At 45.1% G+C, this 18,029-nt stretch carries 14 protein-coding genes; 10 read left to right on the forward strand and 4 right to left on the reverse strand.

What is annotated here, in order from left to right:
- Nucleotides 1-10 precede the first annotated feature (10 nt).
- Nucleotides 11-1,246: a pyridoxal-dependent decarboxylase, exosortase A system-associated gene (locus KJY73_RS14785; protein WP_214344471.1), complete on the reverse strand. Its 1,236-nt coding sequence runs from the start codon at nucleotides 1,244-1,246 to the stop codon at nucleotides 11-13.
- Nucleotides 1,243-2,820: an acyl-CoA ligase (AMP-forming), exosortase A system-associated gene (locus KJY73_RS14790; protein WP_214344472.1), complete on the reverse strand. Its 1,578-nt coding sequence runs from the start codon at nucleotides 2,818-2,820 to the stop codon at nucleotides 1,243-1,245. Before KJY73_RS14790 ends, KJY73_RS14785 begins: the two co-directional genes overlap by 4 nt.
- A gap of 142 nt (nucleotides 2,821-2,962) precedes the next feature.
- Here KJY73_RS14790 and KJY73_RS14795 point away from each other — a divergent pair, with 142 nt between their 5' ends.
- The 5 genes from KJY73_RS14795 to KJY73_RS14815 all read left to right on the forward strand — a co-directional run bounded on the left by KJY73_RS14795 (nucleotide 2,963) and on the right by KJY73_RS14815 (nucleotide 9,815).
- A complete protein-coding gene (locus KJY73_RS14795; protein ID WP_214344473.1) occupies nucleotides 2,963-3,202 on the forward strand; it encodes an acyl carrier protein in 240 nt (79 codons plus the stop codon).
- Nucleotides 3,203-3,217: 15 nt separating this feature from the next.
- Complete coding sequence (gene wecB / locus KJY73_RS14800; protein WP_214344474.1) at nucleotides 3,218-4,339, forward strand: non-hydrolyzing UDP-N-acetylglucosamine 2-epimerase; 1,122 nt, start codon at nucleotides 3,218-3,220, stop codon at nucleotides 4,337-4,339.
- 5 nt (nucleotides 4,340-4,344) lie between these two features.
- Nucleotides 4,345-5,592, forward strand: coding sequence for a UDP-N-acetyl-D-mannosamine dehydrogenase (wecC, locus tag KJY73_RS14805; protein ID WP_214344475.1), 1,248 nt, complete (start codon nucleotides 4,345-4,347; stop codon nucleotides 5,590-5,592).
- A 186-nt stretch (nucleotides 5,593-5,778) separates the two neighbouring features.
- Nucleotides 5,779-8,508 (forward strand): XrtA/PEP-CTERM system TPR-repeat protein PrsT, encoded by a 2,730-nt coding sequence (gene prsT / locus KJY73_RS14810; protein ID WP_214344476.1) that lies wholly within the window; start codon nucleotides 5,779-5,781, stop codon nucleotides 8,506-8,508.
- Nucleotides 8,509-8,885: 377 nt separating this feature from the next.
- The gene (locus KJY73_RS14815) at nucleotides 8,886-9,815 is read left to right on the forward strand and encodes a PEP-CTERM sorting domain-containing protein (protein ID WP_214344477.1); all 930 of its coding nucleotides are present in this window, start codon (nucleotides 8,886-8,888) and stop codon (nucleotides 9,813-9,815) included.
- 103 nt (nucleotides 9,816-9,918) lie between these two features.
- Here KJY73_RS14815 and KJY73_RS14820 read toward each other — a convergent pair whose 3' ends face one another.
- Complete coding sequence (locus tag KJY73_RS14820; RefSeq protein WP_214344478.1) at nucleotides 9,919-10,803, reverse strand: ThiF family adenylyltransferase; 885 nt, start codon at nucleotides 10,801-10,803, stop codon at nucleotides 9,919-9,921.
- Between the two features lie 57 nt (nucleotides 10,804-10,860).
- On the reverse strand, nucleotides 10,861-11,667 hold the full coding sequence (locus KJY73_RS14825; RefSeq protein ID WP_214344479.1) for a PEP-CTERM/exosortase system-associated acyltransferase: 807 nt from the start codon (nucleotides 11,665-11,667) through the stop codon (nucleotides 10,861-10,863).
- Between the two features lie 306 nt (nucleotides 11,668-11,973).
- On the opposite strand from KJY73_RS14825, the gene KJY73_RS14830 reads away from it, so the two are divergent.
- From KJY73_RS14830 to prsK, 5 genes are all read left to right on the forward strand, one after another.
- On the forward strand, nucleotides 11,974-12,726 hold the full coding sequence (locus KJY73_RS14830) for a S1 family peptidase (protein WP_214344480.1): 753 nt from the start codon (nucleotides 11,974-11,976) through the stop codon (nucleotides 12,724-12,726).
- Nucleotides 12,727-12,880: 154 nt separating this feature from the next.
- On the forward strand, nucleotides 12,881-13,648 hold the full coding sequence (locus KJY73_RS14835) for a hypothetical protein (RefSeq protein ID WP_214344481.1): 768 nt from the start codon (nucleotides 12,881-12,883) through the stop codon (nucleotides 13,646-13,648).
- Between the two features lie 287 nt (nucleotides 13,649-13,935).
- The gene (locus tag KJY73_RS14840) at nucleotides 13,936-14,856 is read left to right on the forward strand and encodes an HprK-related kinase A (protein ID WP_214344482.1); all 921 of its coding nucleotides are present in this window, start codon (nucleotides 13,936-13,938) and stop codon (nucleotides 14,854-14,856) included.
- A complete protein-coding gene (locus KJY73_RS14845) occupies nucleotides 14,849-15,925 on the forward strand; it encodes a nucleotidyltransferase family protein (protein ID WP_214344483.1) in 1,077 nt (358 codons plus the stop codon). Before KJY73_RS14840 ends, KJY73_RS14845 begins: the two co-directional genes overlap by 8 nt.
- A 54-nt stretch (nucleotides 15,926-15,979) precedes the next feature.
- Nucleotides 15,980-18,022, forward strand: coding sequence for an XrtA/PEP-CTERM system histidine kinase PrsK (gene prsK, locus KJY73_RS14850; protein ID WP_214344484.1), 2,043 nt, complete (start codon nucleotides 15,980-15,982; stop codon nucleotides 18,020-18,022).
- The last annotated feature ends 7 nt before the right edge of the window (nucleotides 18,023-18,029 follow it).

Raw genomic sequence — 18,029 nt, forward strand, 5'->3', positions numbered from 1 at the left:
ATGATTTTATTTATAACAGTATTTCGGTGACATGAGGGTGTCCTAGAAAATCCTGGGGGCTGGCTGTGGGGCCATAGGCACCAGACTGGAATATTACCAGCCAATCTCCAATATCGGCTCCAGGCAGCGCCATTTTATCTGCCAGTGTATCCAATGGTGTGCAAAGTGGTCCGACAGCCATAACTTTAGCCTCAGTTGTCACGTCTCCCATCTTATTGCCTATGGCAACAGGGTAGTTTTTTCGGATTACTTGGCCAAAGTTGCCTGAGTTTGACAAGTGGTGATGCAAACCGCCATTGGTCATCAGGAAGGTTTGGCCTCGTGATACCTTTATATCGGTAATTTTGGCGGCATAGATGCCAGCTTCAGCCACTAAGAATCGTCCCAACTCTATTACCAATTCTATATCAGCAATGAGAGGATATTGTTCAAGCAAGCGCTGCAGATTTTTTCCAATCGGTGCGAGATCTAAGCGTTCTTCGCCGGCGAAGTAGGGGATACCAAAGCCGCCACCCAGATTGATAGTTCGAACGGCAACAGGTGTTGCTTCAATAAGCTTATGGGCCAGTGCGAAGGTGTTATCATGGGCTTCAATAATCGCATCCTGCTTTAAATTTTGAGATCCCCAGAATATATGGAAGCCACGGAAGTCAATGTGTGAGTAGTCCAGACTTGGTAATAACTCAAATAAACGCTCTTCATCAATACCAAACTGTTTGGGACCTCCGCCCATTTTCATGCCAGAAGCTTTCAGCTCAAAAGCAGGATTCACGCGAAAAGCGACAATAGGTTTTACACCTAACCGCTGCCCTTCCTCTATAGCACGTTGCAGTTCAGTTTCTGATTCCACATGCAGGGTTACCCCCGCCACTATAGCAGCGCGAATTTCCGCAATTTGTTTAGCCGGGCCAGCAAAACTAATGTCTTCGCTTGGCATACCGCTTTGCAATGCAAGTAGCATCTCTTTATGGGATGCAACATCAAATCCCGCTACCATTGGCCGCATACTGTTTACCAAAGCGGGGTAAGGATTGGCTTTGATGGCGAAGTGCAACTTGATCGCAGATGGAATATGCTGATGAAAAATAGCGATTTGACGTTTTATCACCTGGGAATCGTAGGCATAGAATACCTCTTTATCCAGTATCGCTGCTATATCATCCAAGCACTTACCACCAATCAGTAATTGCTTGTTTTTAACGTCAAACTGATTCATGGATGCATGCACCGGCACTGCTTTATTCATTGTGCATACCTCAACTTTAATTCCTGACTGATGGCACTTCTGTCTACCTTGCCATTAGGGTTGCGAGGCAGAGCATCAATCAGCTCAATATACTTAGGGTGCATAAAGTTAGGGGTGTCCTTTTTAATCAGTTTAAGAACCTCCTCCTGGGTTAATGCGCAGCCTTTTTTTAGCACAATTTTTACTGCAATGGCTTGCCCCAGTTCTGCATCAGCGACCCCACAGGCGACAACTTCGTCAATCAGCTCGGATGCTGCATAACAGGCGTCTTCAACCTCCATTGGGCTTACGCGGTAGCCTGAGGTTTTGATCATTTCGTCACGACGTCCGACAAAATATAAAAATCCGTCCTTGTCCTTCTTAACCGTGTCACCTGACCACACCGCCATCTCAGTCAGCATCAAGCCGCTGACAGCTTTGGGGACAGGTTTAAAACGCTCGGCGGTTTTGTCTGGCGCATTCCAATACCCCAGACTGACGTGAGGGCCTCGATGGACTAGTTCACCGGGTTCATCCGGTGCGCATTCACTACCATCCTCCCGTACCACCATAATTTCCGCATTGGGAATGGCTTTACCCATCGAACCTGGTCGTTCATCAACCAGCTCCGGTGGTAGATAAGTACTACGGAAGGCTTCTGTAAGGCCATACATTAAATAGGGTTGAGCGTTGTGAAAAATGCTGCGTAATTCAGACAACACAGGTGCCGGCATAGCCCCCCCGGAGTTAGTGAAATAGCGCAAGGATGCGGCCGCCGCTACTGTCCATTTCGCTTTGATCAACTGTTGCCATAAAGGGGGAACCGCGGCTAATCCGGTTACACCATGTTTCTCTATGGTTTTAACCACATCGCCGGGTAACAGATAATCCATCAACACACAGGTAGCACCAGTTAAAAAGGTCGTCGTTATCTGGTTCAGGCCATAGTCAAAGCTCATGGGGAGCAACGCCAGGATCACATCGTCGGGGTCATTGCCCAGGTACTCAGACACGCTTTCAGCACCAGCTAGAATATTGCGATGCGAAAGTACCACCCCTTTGGGTTTGCCGGTGCTGCCCGAGGTATAAAGGATGGCCGCCATATCATTGTCGGTGATGGTCGCCACGGGAGTTTCATTGGCAGTCTCAAGCAATGGTGCTAATAAATGCACTTGCTGTGGTACGGCAAGTTCAACTTCTTTATCCGTCAGAATAATATGTTTCAACTTAGGGCAGTGAGGAAGTACGTCTTGCAAGGCTCTGGCTCGATCAGAACTGGTGATCAGAGCACTGACATCACAGTCGGTCAGTATATGCTGAACTTGCGGTGCTTTAAGTACATGATTGATTGGCACAAATACACCGCCGGCGGCACTGCTGGCAAATAGACTTAACACCGCCTCTGGGCTTTTGGGCAGGTAAACGGCAATTCTGTCGTGCCGTTTCATGTTTAATCCAGCAAATGCCGATGCCAGCCTTTGCATCTCGTGGTGCAATTGCTGGTATGTAAAATGTTGTTGCTTAAATATCAGCGCCGTTTTTTCAGGCGAGACATGTGCTGAATGCGTAATTAAATGATGAACAAAGCGGGCCATACGACAGCATAATTCCTTTGTAACCAGATGGTTCCTAAATCACTAAAATAATGAAACAATGCGTATATTGAACAAGCGTATCGCCAATGTCCACGGATAGGCGGACGGAAAAACTAATTATTTTCAATTTACAGGAATTTTCATGGTTGCCGAGCACGTCAGAAATATCATTATTAGCACTTTGCAATTAGACGAAGAAACCCAATTTGAAGAGGATACGCCGTTACTCGGTGCTATTGCTGAATTTGATTCTATGGCCATTGTTACGTTGTTGACCACCTTAGAAGAAAACTTTGGGTTTGAAGTGGATGATGACGAAATCAGTGCGGATGTATTTGAGACTTTTGGTAGCTTGGTTTCATTTGTTGAAAACAAAATTTAGTTTTGGTGTGTAGTTATGTCATACAAGAATATTTTATTGGTCTTTGGCACTAGGCCTGAGGCCATAAAAATGGCGCCATTGGTTCTGGCCCTGCGCGAGCATCCAGAGTTGGATGTAAAAGTATGTGTAACAGCTCAGCATCGTCAGATGTTGGACCAAGTGTTGAGTCTGTTTGATCTGACCCCCGACTACGACCTGGATTTAATGCAACCAGGGCAGGATCTGTATGACATTACGAGTCGAGCTCTTTTGGGCTTGAAAGATGTATTGCAGGACGCCAAACCTGATTTGGTTTTAGTCCATGGCGATACAACAACTACATTTTCAGCCTCGCTAGCGGCTTTTTATCAGCGTATTCCGGTTGGGCATGTGGAAGCCGGATTGCGTACAGGCAATATATATAGTCCATGGCCGGAAGAGAGTAATCGCCGTTTGACGGGGGTATTGACCGCTCTGCATTTTGCCCCGACCCAAGGTTCAAGAGCTAACCTGTTGGCTGAGAATGTTAACGATGAAACTATTTTTGTTACTGGCAATACGGTTATCGACGCGCTTTTGCAGGTTGTGGATAATATAAATAGTGATAAGACGCTAACGGATAAGTTTGCCAAGCAGTTCGATTTTATCGACCCCAGCAAAAAGCTTATTCTGGTAACAGGGCATCGCCGGGAGAGTTTTGGTGGCGGATTTGAGCGAATCTGCCATGCGCTTCAACAGTTGTCCGAGCGAGACGATGTGCAAATCTGCTACCCGGTGCATTTGAATCCTAACGTCCGAGAGCCGGTAGAGCGCATCCTTGGTAATGCTAAGCAAGTGCACTTGATTGAACCGCAAGACTATCTGCCGTTTGTGTATTTGATGAGCCAGTCCCATCTGATTTTGACGGATTCTGGTGGTATTCAAGAAGAAGCGCCGTCTTTAGGTAAGCCAGTATTAGTAATGCGAGACACCACTGAACGTCCAGAAGCCGTTGAGGCCGGTACAGTTAAACTGGTAGGAACCGATGATGGATTAATTGTCAGTGAAGTAAGTCGACTATTGGATGACAGCGATGCCTATCAACAAATGAGTGTGGCCCATAACCCTTATGGTGATGGTAAAGCTTGTGAGCGAATTGCGAACATAATTTTAGGATAAGAAAAATGGCATTTAAAAAAGTTTCAGTGGTGGGACTTGGCTATATCGGATTGCCAACGGCCGCCGTGATCGCGTCACGTGGTATTGAAGTTATTGGTATTGATGTTTCACAAAAAGCGGTTGAGACCATCAATCAAGGTAAAGTACACATTGTTGAACCTGACCTGGATATGGTTGTTCAAGCTGCGGTAACTATGGGCAAATTACGCGCATCTATGACGCCTGAGCCAGCAGATGCTTTTATGATTGCTGTGCCGACCCCGTTCAAAGAGGGGCATCAACCTGATTTGTCTTACATTGAAGCTGCCGCAAAAGCCATAGCCCCAGTATTAGAAAAAGGAAATCTAGTTATTCTCGAGTCTACATCACCGGTAGGTGCGACGGAAAAGCTGGCTGCTTGGTTGCAGGAACAACGGCCAGACTTACATTTCCCAGGTGCGTCTAATAGCGAACCTAATATGTTCGTTGCGCACTGCCCAGAGAGGGTGTTGCCCGGACGTGTTTTGGAGGAACTGGTTTCGAACGATAGAATCATCGGTGGATTAACAGCTAAATGTTGTGAAATGGCTACCGAGCTTTATAAAACCTTCGTTCGCGGTGAATGTATCTCTACGAATGCTCGTACGGCTGAAATGGCGAAACTGACAGAAAACTCTTTCAGGGATGTGAACATCGCTTTTGCCAACGAACTATCAATTATCTGTGACAAACTTAAGATTAATGTATGGGAATTGATTGCATTGGCCAATCGCCACCCACGTGTAAATATTCTCAGCCCCGGCCCTGGTGTGGGGGGACACTGTATCGCAGTGGATCCTTGGTTCATTGTTGACTCAGCACCAGATGAAGCAAGGATCATTCGTACCGCGCGGGAGATTAACGATCACAAGCCGGAATATGTTGTCAGTAAAGTAAAAGCTGCCGCTGATCAATTCAAACGGCCTATAGTGGCGTGTCTGGGATTGGCCTTTAAGGCCGACATTGATGATTTAAGGGAAAGTCCTGCTTTAGATATCACTTGTGAACTGGCAAATGCCAATATTGGCCAGATTTTGGCGGTAGAACCTAACATTCAGGAACTACCTGGCAAACTACAAGGGCAGGGGGTTGAGCTTGTATCATTGCAGCAAGCCTTAGAGATGGCCAATGTGCTGGTTGTACTAGTAGATCACAAACCCTTTAAAGCACTTCATAGCAACGACATCAATACCAAGGTTGTTGTGGATACCCGCGGTTTGTTTAGCCGTTTTTAGAACCCCTGCAATTTATAAAGGGCTCTGAAACCTTTAAGGTAATATCAGAGCCTTTTTCTTTGAATTTATTCTTTTTTAATTCATTGATAACTACTGTATCAGTATTAGCAAGTATGTATGATGGTGAGATAACCAAAATCAATCAATTCAGGTTGCTATGGTGTCTATTTTGTTGAGGAAGGAATCATGAAAACTGCTTTAAATACTATTGCAGCGCTTATTGTTGCGACAGCAATGTCAGCCTGTACTAATAAATCAGCTGAAGATCATATTGCAAGTGCCCAGACTTTATTATTGGATGGTAACGAAGATGCTGCAGTAATCGAACTAAAAAATGCAGTAGTTCTAGCTCCGCAATCCGCTGATGTGAGACTCATGCTGGGCAGTATTTACCTTTCTCAGAGTGAATATGGCGCAGCCGAGAAAGAGCTAACCAGGGCTTCCGAACTTGGTGCTAATGCCGACCAGGTTATTCCGCTGTTGACTAAGCTTTACTATTACCAAAACGATTTTGGTCAGGCGCAATGGGTCTTGGAAGAAGCTGAAATTGAAAGCCCTAACGCGCTTAGCAAAGCACACTTATATGCTTTCTTGGCAAAAATATATTCCAGTGATGATCAATTGGAAGAGCTAAAAATTCCAGAGCAACTTATTGGTGACGACCGTTTTATTGCTTCGGGGTATCTTGCACTAGCAAAAAGGGATTTTGCTGCGGTTCAGGAAAGTATATCCAGTTTTACTGAAACTAGTAGTGAGCCAATTGAAAAAGATTGGTTACGCGGCAGAACCGCTTCTGCGCAGCAACACTATCCAGAGGCTGTTGAAGCCCTGACTAAAGTGGTTGAGCAACAGCCAAAGCTGTATATGGCCAAATTTCAATTGGCTGATGCCCTTACCCAGACTGGCCAGTTTGATGCGGCAGAGAAGCATATAGATGATTTGCTCAAAGTCAGTAAAGAAAATGCCTATGCAAATTTATTGAAGGCTAATGTGAGATTTTTGCAAAAGGACTATGCCGAGGCCTTACCGCCAGCTGAGAAGGCCGTACAAAATGGTATGGATATTCCGGCTGCCAATGTTATTGCCGGTATTAGCGCTTTTCAATTACAACGACTGGAGATTGCATATCGTTACTTGCAGCGAGCTGCGCAGAGTATGCCGAATGATAGTCAGATACATAAGGTGTTGGCACAGACTCAATTGTTATTGGGATATACCAATGAAGCCAAGAACACACTGAATGCGTTGGATGATATCACCGACAGCGCTGACTTGTTTGCCGATACCGGCATGCGTCTAGCATTGCAGGGTGATATTGAAGCTGCTAAATCTTTTTTGAAGAAAGCGAATGAAGTTGACGCCGACAATGCATTAAATCTGCTTCGGGAAGGCTTGTTGAAAATTGCCACGGCAGATGAGTCAGGTATCGCAAATCTTGAAGCCGCTATTCGACAAGACGAATCTTTAAAGCAGGGATGGGTCTCTTTAGCCAGAGAATACCTGTTAAAAAATGAGACTCAGAAGGCATTAGCCTTGGCTGAAGAATGGGCAAAGACGAATGCAGCAAATGGTTTGACGCTAAAAAGCGTGATACTAACCCATCTTAATAAACCCGAAGAGGCTAAGCAGGCCTTGCTGGAAGTGTTGAAAGTGGAGCCTGAACATCTGGGGGCTAATCAGCTTTTGCTTAATGCTGAGATAGCAGAGAATGATTATCCGTCTGCCATTGCACAAGCTAAAAACATTCTGACCTTCCTGCCAGACAATTTCAGAACGTTGATGACACTGATTCGGATTGGTGCACTGTCAGGACAGACTGGCGATATTGAAAAGTTTCTGCAAGCACATATGGCAAATAATCCGAGTCTTTCTTCGCCGTTACTGGCACTGGCAAATTTTTATCGTGTCAACGAGCAACCTGAAAAAGCGATTGCACTCTTGAATCAGAAAAAAGACAGCTTGGATGGCCGGGGATGGATGTATTTAGGCGATAGCTTAATGCAGAAGGAAGATGTGGTAGCTGCTCGAGCGGCGTATAAGTCCTGGCGAGAGAAGTTCCCTCAGGAAGAAGATGCCTGGCTGCGAGGTATAGGTGCCGCGGAAGTACAAAATGATATCAATGGCGCCAAGGAATTAGTGTCAACAGCGTTGGTGCACTTCCCTGCTTCTCGAACCTTAAAGCTACTGCGGGTAAACTTTGATATCAAAACCGGAGAAATCGACAAGGCCAGAAGAGAATTAGAGTTACTTCGCAGCAACTGGGGACCTGTGCCCTATTTGGTTTTGCTGGAGTGCCAGGTCATGCAAATGGATGGTAAGAATCAACAAGCGGCGACTTGTTATCGAGGATATTACAATCAATACCCCTCACTGCAGTCAGCACTATTGTTAGCCAATTCACTGCACTTAAATGGTAGAGGGGAAGAGGCTACAACAGTTTTTGATGGGGAGTTGGAAAAACTGTCAGGAAAGCAGAAAGTTAAAGCCACTAACGCGGCGGCAGAATTCTTCTCCGCCAATGCTTTACCCCGTCAAGCAATTAAATATTACAGTCTGTTAGATAAAGCATTGCCCAACAATGCTGTGGTGCTGAATAACCTGGCATGGAATCAGTTGCAAGCAGCGGAATTGGATAGTGCGTTACAAAGTGCGAAAGCGGCTGAGAAGGTGGCCCCCGAGTCTGCCAGTGTCAAAGATACCTTGGGGTGGGTCTATTTTAAGCGAGGTGAACTTAACTTGGCTGAAGGCAGTTTGCGAGATTCTCTTGGTAAGCGGGATTCAAACAATGTAAAGCTGCATTTGGCTGAAGTCTTGATCGCCCAGGGGCAAAAGCAAGAAGCCAAAACCTTATTGGAGAGTATTGATGCGCAGGAATACGCGGAGCAAGTTTCATCCTTAATTCAACAATTGAATTAACTTCAAATATTGGTTTAGTTAGTTATGTCTGTCGGGCCTCAAATGCATGCCATGTATTTGAGGCTTTTTTAAATTCCAACTGTGCTACTTCGCTGCGTTACATTTATTTCTAGACGTCCATGGCAACATGATAGACAGGAAACAGATTGTTTTGCATCTCATGCTTTTCTGGTGTCAGTGTTTTTAACAGTATCGTGTTTTATTTTGGTGGGATAGTCATTCTTAAGTGAACAAATTCAATAAAAACAATCAGTTGCAAAGTTGGCATGAAGGGTGCTATGTGTAGTCAGGCGGCAACGTGAATTTATTGGAATGTTAGTGAGTCGTCTCACAACAAGTCGTCTCACAACAATGTAAAGAACTTTAGGAGCGAAAATATGAAGAAGTCACTATTAGCAGTTTCTTTGTTAGCACTGGCTGGTACTGCAGCGGCTGATCCATTTTACCTGGATGTTGGCACAGCTTACGGTTCAGTGAATGTAGGTAATTGTGCAACTTGTACTGGCAACAAAGATGAAGCCACTATTCTGTATGATTCATCTACTACTATTATCGACGTTGATAACAACGGCATCGATGTTGGTGACACTGTAATCACTAACGGTGGTTTGGGCGTTGCTTTGTTGCCTGGCATGAGCAACCCGCACCCATCATCTGCCTTCGGTAGCTTGGATTCAAACCTGATTACTGGTTTCAACCCTTCAAGCACCAGCAATGACTATGGCATTTCTCCTGATGGTAGCTGGGTAGTTAGCTTTGGTTTCAGCAACCTAACTGGTGTTGTTAGCGGATTTAACGGCAGTGTTCCTCTGTTGTCTTATGGCCCAGGCACAATCAACTTCTACGTTTCTGAAATGGGCGGCGCTCAGCAGAATTTCATGAACGTGAATGTAGATTTCGGTGGTCCTGATGGTCTGGGTACTGCTATTTTCGGTGAAGTTGATTTCACTGGTATTGGTGCAATGCTAAGCTTGGCAAACACCGACCTGAGAAACCTGTTCCATTCAGCAACTCACAGCTGTAATGGTAAAGATGGCTTCTACGACATTTGGAATGAGTGTGGTGCAGGCTCTCTGGGTAATGACATCATGGAAATCTTCTTTGATGGTCACTTCGACACTAACGTGCTGTTAAGCCAGTTCGCTGCTGACGCTGCCAACAATGGCCAAGATGGTGATGACCGTTACTACGTAAGTACAAACCACGACGGAAGTATCACTTTCCGCGTGCCAGAGCCAGGTACTTTAGCCATGTTCGGTATGTCTCTGTTGGCTTTGGGTGGCCTGAGCCGTCGTCGTAAGTCTTAATCGACTTAGTAGCTGACATAAAAAACGGACACTATTAAGTGTCCGTTTTTTTTGCATCTTTATTGGCAGTTGTTCACCAGGAAAAACTGTTTCAGTCTAGAGGTTATTCTTTTAGCAAATTTTTTAATCGCCAAAACATCAGTTTCTGCAGAGGATTGCTATTTCCACCAGGGCGCCAGGTTTTTACCAGTTTATTTCGATAGGCATCAAAGTGCAGGCCATGTGGAGCAAAGATGACGTCACCGCGTTTAAGTAAGAGTTTCAAAACGTTTGTACATAAAACACCGGCTGCCAGAGAAATTCCCATACAGGTAGAGGGTACTTTCTTTTTCAGAAAGTTGACTGAACTGCGTTCCACCAGATAGTGCCGTTGTTGCACTGAAGGTGATACACCGATAACAAATCGCATAATATTATCTTCAAACATTTTTTGTTTCTGCTCATCAGTATCTCCTGGCTTGGGATCCTGCATACAGAAGTACTCTTCAAAACTCATTTGACCAGGCATAAATACCAGCATGGCGGTACCCATGCCCATCGGAGCGGCAGTGATACAAGGTATGCCTTTTTCGTAGCAGCGTTGGAAAACCTTTCTTCTTATATCCAGGGCAAAAATATCCAGGCTATCGATGTATATGTCCACACCATCCAGAAAGGCTTCGAGATTGTCTTCATTGATACCTTCACTGAAATTTTTAACCTCCGCATCAGGATTGATACTGCGGAGTGTATTTTCCATAACTTCGGCTTTCGGTTTGCCAATGGTATTCATCGATGCGCCAGCCTGACGGTTAAAATTGGCCAGGTCATAGTCATCCAAATCAGAGATGTGGAAGTTGCCAATTCCCATTCTGGCACACACTATTGCATGGTCACCACCGACGCCACCCAAACCACCGATTGCAACGCGACAATTCCTAAGTCTCTCTTGTTCGTCCTGTGTTACCCAGCCTATGTTCCTGGAGAATGCCTCTTTATAGTTAAACATACGTTGATCTCTTATCTTGATTTTGGCGTTGGTTTGGGAAGCTATCCTAAATAACCATTAAAACTGTTTGAGCATTTCACTGTTAATACTGTTTAGAAGTTGTTTAAATCCGGGACTCAAGGTCTCAGGAATCCGGTTTGGATTTACATGGTAGGGAGCCCGTCTTCCGTGGTAGTCAACAACGGGACCAATCTGTTCAAAAGGTATGCCGACAAACCTGAGGCTCCGTGCCAACCTCGGCTCCATCATGACAAAACATTGGTCTATGCCCTTTTGCAATACTAAAGATGTTGCAGACAAGTACAAACCAACGGCAATGAAGGGGAAGCATCTGAGTTCCTGTTCAGAATAGATGTCCATGTTTATGGCACCGGTTGCTGCACCCTGGTGCTTATCAACAGAGCGTCGTCTGAACTCAGCAGGCACGGCCAATCTTGATATTTCCGCGATACGGTGGCGTTCAAAACGACTGGGTTGTAAATGCTCATTACCTATTGCCGATTGACAATACTTTTCGATGGGAAGCACCTGGTCTTCCCCTGACGAATAGATCACTCTCACAGTACCTGCATAGGTACCCCTGGACTTATGTTGAATTAAACAATGGTAAGCATGTTCATCAAATTCGTCTGTTTCTAAACCGGACTCTCGAGGTGCCTCGAAGTGCAGTTCATCGCAATAAACGCCATGTCTTATTTTGAAACTTTCATTTTCTAATTCTGTTGTATTGGCAAAGCATGGCTGAAGATAATGAGAAAAGTGCGACGCAATGCTTTTGGCGTGCCTGTCAGCAATCATCTTTTGTAATTTTTTTGCCAGAACACCAATAACGGGAAGATTTGTCGCACGCTGTATCAGTTTCATTCCTAGTTTCCAGAAGTATTTAGCGCCTATTAAGTTCCTGAGGCTCTCCCTGAAGGAGGCATGCAATGTCTATTGAGCTGTAACATTGTTTATCAGAAAATAAGTTTATCACCTGAAATAGTTTAAGAATGTGATTTATTTAATATTTTCTGTTTTAGGTCAAAAAAGAAATTATGCCACCTTGGTGTTTCCATATTCGGTGTATTGTGTGCTTGCTTAATCTTAGCAAAATTATCTGGTTGTCTTAACGAAATACACAATCAATGTTAGGCTTACTGATAACCACCAAACATAGGTAGTACAAGGATGAAACGAACGCTATTTGTTTTTTTGATGCTTATCTTCGTGCCTTTAACGCAGGCGGCATCAGGCTTTGAAACCATTGTCGCAAAGATAAAGCCATCAGTTGTCGGAGTAGGGATCAGTGATCCTATGGGATCACCACGAAACGTTTTACAAGGAACCGGGTTTGCCGTAGGAGATGGCACACTGATTGTGACTAACTTTCATGTGGTGGAAAAAGCTCTGGATCCCGAGTCATATCAACAACGTGTTGTCTTTATTGGTATTGGCGAGTCACCAAAAATTAGCCCAGCAGAAATCATAAAAACGGATCCAGGACACGATCTGGCAATTTTAAAAATCAAGGACTCGGTACCGCCACTGACTTTGGCTGATGATACATACCTGCCGGATGGCAGAGATGTTGCATTTACTGGTTTTCCTATTGGTGCCATATTAGGTCTATACCCTGCTACGCACAGAGGCATGATTGCAGCCTTGACACCGGTCGTGATCCCCAGCGCTAATGCGCAACAGTTAAGTATTCAAATGATGAAGCGACTTAAAGAGCCTTTTATGGTCTACCAAATGGACGCGACAGCTTACCCAGGTAACAGCGGTAGCCCCGTCTATGATGTCGAGTCTGGAAAAGTCGTAGCATTGATCAATAAAGTTTTTGTAAAAGAGACAAAAGAATCGGCGTTGTCAGCACCAAGTGGTATATCCTACTCTATACCCGTAAAATATCTGCATGCGTTGATGGCTGAGCTTGAGTGAACGGTGTCTGTTTTTTTTACAAGTTGATTTTGTCGGTTTGTAAAATCTTTTAAAAACAATACGTTGAAAGTTGGTGCGATTTTTGCGTGATAGGGTGAGTTGTGTTTCAGTTACTGAACTCTTCAGCGCTGATCTATTTGTTAGGAATTAGGACATGAGTGACGAATATAAAGCTGTTGACTCTCTCGAGGTGGCCAAAAATCAACAAGGCCAAAACCTTAGTCGGCGCAAATGGTTAAAGAAGGCCGGAGTTGCTGCTCCAGCACTGTTGCTATTGGCTAATCGGCCTGCAATGGCGATGGGCTGCACGATCTCAGGATTTATGTCAGTGCAACTGGGAACATCCCTGACTGTACATGATGGTGCAACCTGTAATGGCTGGAGTCCAGGAAACTGGAAAAACCAAAATGGACAGATTAATGGTTGGGCGTGGAATGCCACAGGTGAATCACCTAGCTCTATGTTCAAGTCTATTTTCACCACCAACAGATTGTCCTCAACTTACATTAAGAGAGTCGTGGGCGGCGTGCCAGAGAGCATGCCAATGGAGTTCACCAGTTACTTGTCAAGTACGCTTGGTCAGGAGCTTAGTGGAAATACTAAAACCAACTCTATTACCCAACATGCAGCGGCCGCTTTTCTGAATGCTGCATTTTTGGCAAATGGTGGCGCTGGTTCAAATCCTGATCCTTGGATGGTGACGTATCCCAGTATGGAGGACATTATTGGTGCATATTTGCTCTATGAAATTTCACATTTGTCTGCAGCTATGCTCCAAGCCAGCAGTGGTACTGTCTATCTGTTAGAGCGAAATGGAATACTACTTGGTCGCTCAGATACGATGACAGTGACAGAATATAGCTCGTTCTTTAATAGCATTGCCGATGGCGGTGGTAGTCAGGCTTGGCAGGACGGGCTCTAAGTTTTGCCAACCGCATTTAAATAAGCAGTGAATTTGCGGTATTTTCAAGCAGCTCAAACACAACTGACTGAGTATATTACACCACCCCATTGGGTGGTGTATGTTGGTCGGTATAAGCGCACTTTGTTGTTGCCTTTTCAAGCGAAAGGGCTTTTTGACTTCATTAGCCAAAATGGCCCTTTGCCGTTATCCAGTGAAGCGCTTCGGACAAACTTCGCCGGAACAGATGACGAATTTTCCCTGTTAATTGATAAACTTGTGACTTCTGGGTTGTTGGATCAGTCTACATGACGTTGTTATCAGGCTATTCTTTATCACAACTGAACTCCAAGCTTTCAGAAGACGGTGTGTGTTTTCGCTCTGGGCGTTTTGTCTCCCGCATTCGCAGTACTATCTACAACGTTGCCAATGACCTGCTTAGAATCTATTCTGGTGCAGAGGTCTGCGACGATCAGTTTGTCGACTTTGATATTGAGCTTTTACCGTCGGGGGGCTACCGTCGCTTTTACAAACCCCAGGTTAATTTTAGCTTTAATGGTTATTTGCCGTTTCAGCCTTTACCACAGGAACAGTCACTTCCATTGATGGAATGGGGACTAAACTGGTGTGTCAGCAATCACTTTCAACAAGCCTTAGTTATTCATGCTGCTGTTGTTGAAAAATACGGGCGAGCTCTGATACTCCCAGGACAACCTGGAGCAGGTAAAAGCACACTTTGTGCGGCCTTGGTAAGTGTGGGGGGGTTCCGCTTGCTATCAGATGAACTCACTATTATTGATTGTCATTCGGCAGAAGTCCTGCCTAACCCCAGACCAATTAGTTTAAAAAACAAGGCAATTGATATCGTCGCTGGGCTTCAAAGTGGCTTAAACCTGAGCCGCACTGTAAGAGATACTCAGAAAGGCTCGGTTGCATTGTTGCAGGCCCCACCTGGCAGTGTAGCAAGCTGGAATCTTACCGCCTCCCCTGGCTTGATTGTTTTTCCTAAGTTTAAGGCTGGCAGCGAGGGGGGAACCTTGCAGGAACTTAGTAAAGGTGAGACCTTCCTTCAATTAGCCAATCAGTCTTTCAACTATCCAATTCTGGCAGAGCAAGGCTTCAATGCGATATCCCGGCATTTAGATCAGGCTCAGTGCTATCGATTTGACTACGACGGGGATTTAATTGCCGCAGTCGATGCGTTAGATGGGCTAATGCAAGATGTTTGAGAAGCTGATCGTTCGTGCACTTAAAAATCCTAGCGAGGTAAAAGAATTTACTCCAGCTCAGTGGCAGGCGTTTTTATCTCAGGCTTATCAAACAGGTCTGCTTGCAAGATTTTACTTTTTGTTTAAGACCCAGACATTGCTTCAGTTTGTGCCACCTCCGCTCAGTTGGCATTTTAACTCTGCTCATGCTCTGAGCTTGGCGCACCGTAGAGATATTCGCATTGAAGTTGAGCATATCGAGCGGGCTCTGAAAATGGTTGGAATTCAGCCGGTGTTCCTCAAGGGTGTAGCGTATGATCTGGCTCAGGATAAAGTGGCTGAGGGCCGGGTTTTTTCAGATGTCGATATTTTTATCGGTAAGGCTGAGTTGGCAAGTGCTGAGCACGCACTAGGATTGCATGGTTGGAACATGGGTAAAATGACAGCCTATGACCGTTCCTATTATCGGCGATGGATGCACGAATTACCGCCGATGATCCATAGAGAGCGGGGGATGACATTGGATGTGCACCATAGCCTATTACCTGTCACCTGTCGGTATGCATTTGACCCTACTGAGTTGCAGTTTGATGTCAGTAACGGCCATTGTGTGTTGTCGCTCATCGACCGTATCATTCATGCTTTTTGCCATCTGCTGATGGAAAGCGAGTTTGAAAAAGGTTTAAGAGACCTATCCGATCTGGACTTGCTGTTTCGTCAGTTGGACACTGCTGCCCAGTGGAATCAGCTGTTAACTCGGACTGAGCAGTTAGGCGTGGGGCGGTTGTGTTTTTACGCCCTTCGATATGTTCACCTTGTACTTGTTACGCCGATACCTGATTTTGTTTTACAGGGGAGTCAGCGCTGGGCGCCATCTGCGCCTGTTCTCGGACTTATGGATTGGGCGTTTCCTAAGGTGTTGGTCAACGCATTGAGCATGACAGCTTCATGGCGTATTAAGTTAGCACATTTTTTACTGTATTTACGTGGACACTGGTTACGTATGCCGCTGCATCTGCTGGCGCCTCATTTAGCGCGCAAAGCCTGGATGAGAATTTCAGGGAGTGCCGAACAAGAGACAGCTATCTGATACGACGGGCAGTATATACTGGCTTGGTTTGTCACTATTCATAGGGGATGCACGTTGCTTGACGTTATAGGATATAGTCTTTGCCTTGTTGGTAACCTGTTGCTTTTCCTTTTGCTGTTAACTGTGCGACGTCCTGGGTTACCTAAGCGCTTGCTTTTGGTTGCTGTGGTGACCAACCTGTTATGGGCGTTGACTCACATAGGCGCAGCCACCGGAGTCAGCGGTTCATTTTGGTTATTGTTCCTCGAAGGTGCCAAGTCATTAATTTGGCTTATGTTTATCTCTTCGGTGTTAAAACGTGATTTACATCGTTTAAGCTCACTGCTTTCACAGCCAGTAACGCTTTTTAGTATCGCTTTACCACTTATGTTACTGCTGTTAGGCGCCCCTGGATTTCTGTCCTTCAAGTGGTTGCTGCTCATTCAGACCGTTATCCCGCTGGTGATGCTGATTTTACTCGAGACACTCTACCGTCAAGCGGGTTCGGAGCGGTGGCATTACAAACCCTTGGTGTTGTACTTGGGGGCGACCAGCTTATTTGACTTTGTTATGTATGCTGATGCCACCATGGTCAGCAGTATAGACCCGATGTTCTGGACGGCTCGGGGTTATATTTACGCCTTGCTACTTCCTGCACTTGTGATTGCAATACGTCGTATAAAACATTGGGGCATAGAGATCTTTGTCTCTCGAGATGTAGTGCTACACAGTTCGTTACTGTTGCTCGCAGGTGGATATTTGTTCGTGATGGCGATTGCAGGCTATGCCATTCGATATATCGGTGGGGACTGGAGTGGCGCAGTGCAATTAGTGCTGTTGTTTTTGTCGTTGATCTTGTTACTGGTGCTGTTTTTATCCAATACATTCAGAGCCAGAATAAAGGTCTTCATCACCAAGCACTTTTTTGCCAATCAGTATGATTATCGTGAAGAGTGGCTAAAGTTATCGCAGTCATTAAGCGGTAGTGAAAACAATTTAAGGCAGGTTTTTGATAATGGATTAAACAGCCTGATGGCGGCCATTAATTATTCGTCGGGTATGCTGCTCAAATTTAATGGGAAAAATCAACAAATAATGAGTTCCATTGGTCATCCACCATTAACTGATATTGAGAAGGAGGTATTGGAACAACTTAAAGTCTTTTTGCAGCAGAAGCACTGGTTGGTGGATATTGAAGAGCTTCGTTATCGTCCTTTTGTTTATGAGGGACTCAAGGTTAACCATGCCATCCTAAATCAATGCCGTTTCCAGTTGGTATTGCCATTCTATCGGGATGAGCAATTGTGGGGTGTGGCATTGCTGTATGCACCAACAGAGCAGAAAATCCGCTTAGACTGGGAATTGCGTGATTATCTAAACGCAGTTATCGCCCAGGTGGCAAATTATCTTTTTCACTATGAAGCGGCCAAAGAGGTGGCTGAGAATGCACAATTTGCAGCCTTTAACCGAATGTCGGCCTTCGTCTTGCACGACTTGAAAAATGTGCTGGCACAAATAGACCTTATTTTGTGTAATGCACAACAGCACAAAAATAACCCTGAGTTTATCGAAGACACTTTTGAAACATTGGCGCATACCAAAAGCCGTATGGAAAAAATGCTCAGGCAGTTGACGGAGAAAAAAGAAGCCTTGCCGAGTAGCACGCGCACGCTTAATCTAGGTAACCTTGTTAACAAAGTAATTCAGGAACGTTGCCAAGGCTTATTACCCATACCTAAATTAGCTGAATCTGATGAGATTGAGTTAATTTTGGACGAAGAGAAGTTTAGTAACGTTTTATATCACTTGATCAGCAATGCGCAACAAGCCACGCCTGATGACGGTTCAGTTGAATTAAAAGTGAAGGTGAGCAAAAGTGACGCAGGGGCGCTGTTAGAAATTACTGACACGGGGTGCGGTATGTCCCAAGAGTTCATTGCAACCCGTTTATTTAAACCTTTTGATACCACAAAAGGTAATGCTGGCATGGGCATTGGTGCCTATGACGCTAAAAATTACATTGAAAAAGTCGGCGGACGTATAGAGGTTGTAAGCCAAGTCGGGCAAGGTACCAGATTCAGTCTGTTTCTACCTGCGACTGCCGCCATTGATGCGTAGAGGATAA

Source organism: Bowmanella yangjiangensis, from assembly GCF_018531185.1.
GTDB classification, from domain to species: Bacteria; Pseudomonadota; Gammaproteobacteria; order Enterobacterales; family Alteromonadaceae; genus Bowmanella; species Bowmanella yangjiangensis.

What these genes read in the sequence shown, in the direction of transcription:
- KJY73_RS14820 (WP_214344478.1), bottom strand. Translation starts at nt 10,803, where the DNA reads ATGTTTAACTATAAAGAGGCATTCTCCAGGAACATAGGCTGGGTAACA.
- KJY73_RS14785 (WP_214344471.1), bottom strand. Translation starts at nt 1,246, where the DNA reads ATGAATAAAGCAGTGCCGGTGCATGCATCCATGAATCAGTTTGACGTT.
- KJY73_RS14845 (WP_214344483.1), top strand. Translation starts at nt 14,849, where the DNA reads ATGTTTGAGAAGCTGATCGTTCGTGCACTTAAAAATCCTAGCGAGGTA.
- wecB (WP_214344474.1), top strand. Translation starts at nt 3,218, where the DNA reads ATGTCATACAAGAATATTTTATTGGTCTTTGGCACTAGGCCTGAGGCC.
- KJY73_RS14835 (WP_214344481.1), top strand. Translation starts at nt 12,881, where the DNA reads ATGAGTGACGAATATAAAGCTGTTGACTCTCTCGAGGTGGCCAAAAAT.
- wecC (WP_214344475.1), top strand. Translation starts at nt 4,345, where the DNA reads ATGGCATTTAAAAAAGTTTCAGTGGTGGGACTTGGCTATATCGGATTG.
- KJY73_RS14790 (WP_214344472.1), bottom strand. Translation starts at nt 2,820, where the DNA reads ATGGCCCGCTTTGTTCATCATTTAATTACGCATTCAGCACATGTCTCG.
- KJY73_RS14795 (WP_214344473.1), top strand. Translation starts at nt 2,963, where the DNA reads ATGGTTGCCGAGCACGTCAGAAATATCATTATTAGCACTTTGCAATTA.
- prsT (WP_214344476.1), top strand. Translation starts at nt 5,779, where the DNA reads ATGAAAACTGCTTTAAATACTATTGCAGCGCTTATTGTTGCGACAGCA.
- KJY73_RS14815 (WP_214344477.1), top strand. Translation starts at nt 8,886, where the DNA reads ATGAAGAAGTCACTATTAGCAGTTTCTTTGTTAGCACTGGCTGGTACT.
- KJY73_RS14840 (WP_214344482.1), top strand. Translation starts at nt 13,936, where the DNA reads ATGACGTTGTTATCAGGCTATTCTTTATCACAACTGAACTCCAAGCTT.
- KJY73_RS14825 (WP_214344479.1), bottom strand. Translation starts at nt 11,667, where the DNA reads ATGAAACTGATACAGCGTGCGACAAATCTTCCCGTTATTGGTGTTCTG.
- KJY73_RS14830 (WP_214344480.1), top strand. Translation starts at nt 11,974, where the DNA reads ATGAAACGAACGCTATTTGTTTTTTTGATGCTTATCTTCGTGCCTTTA.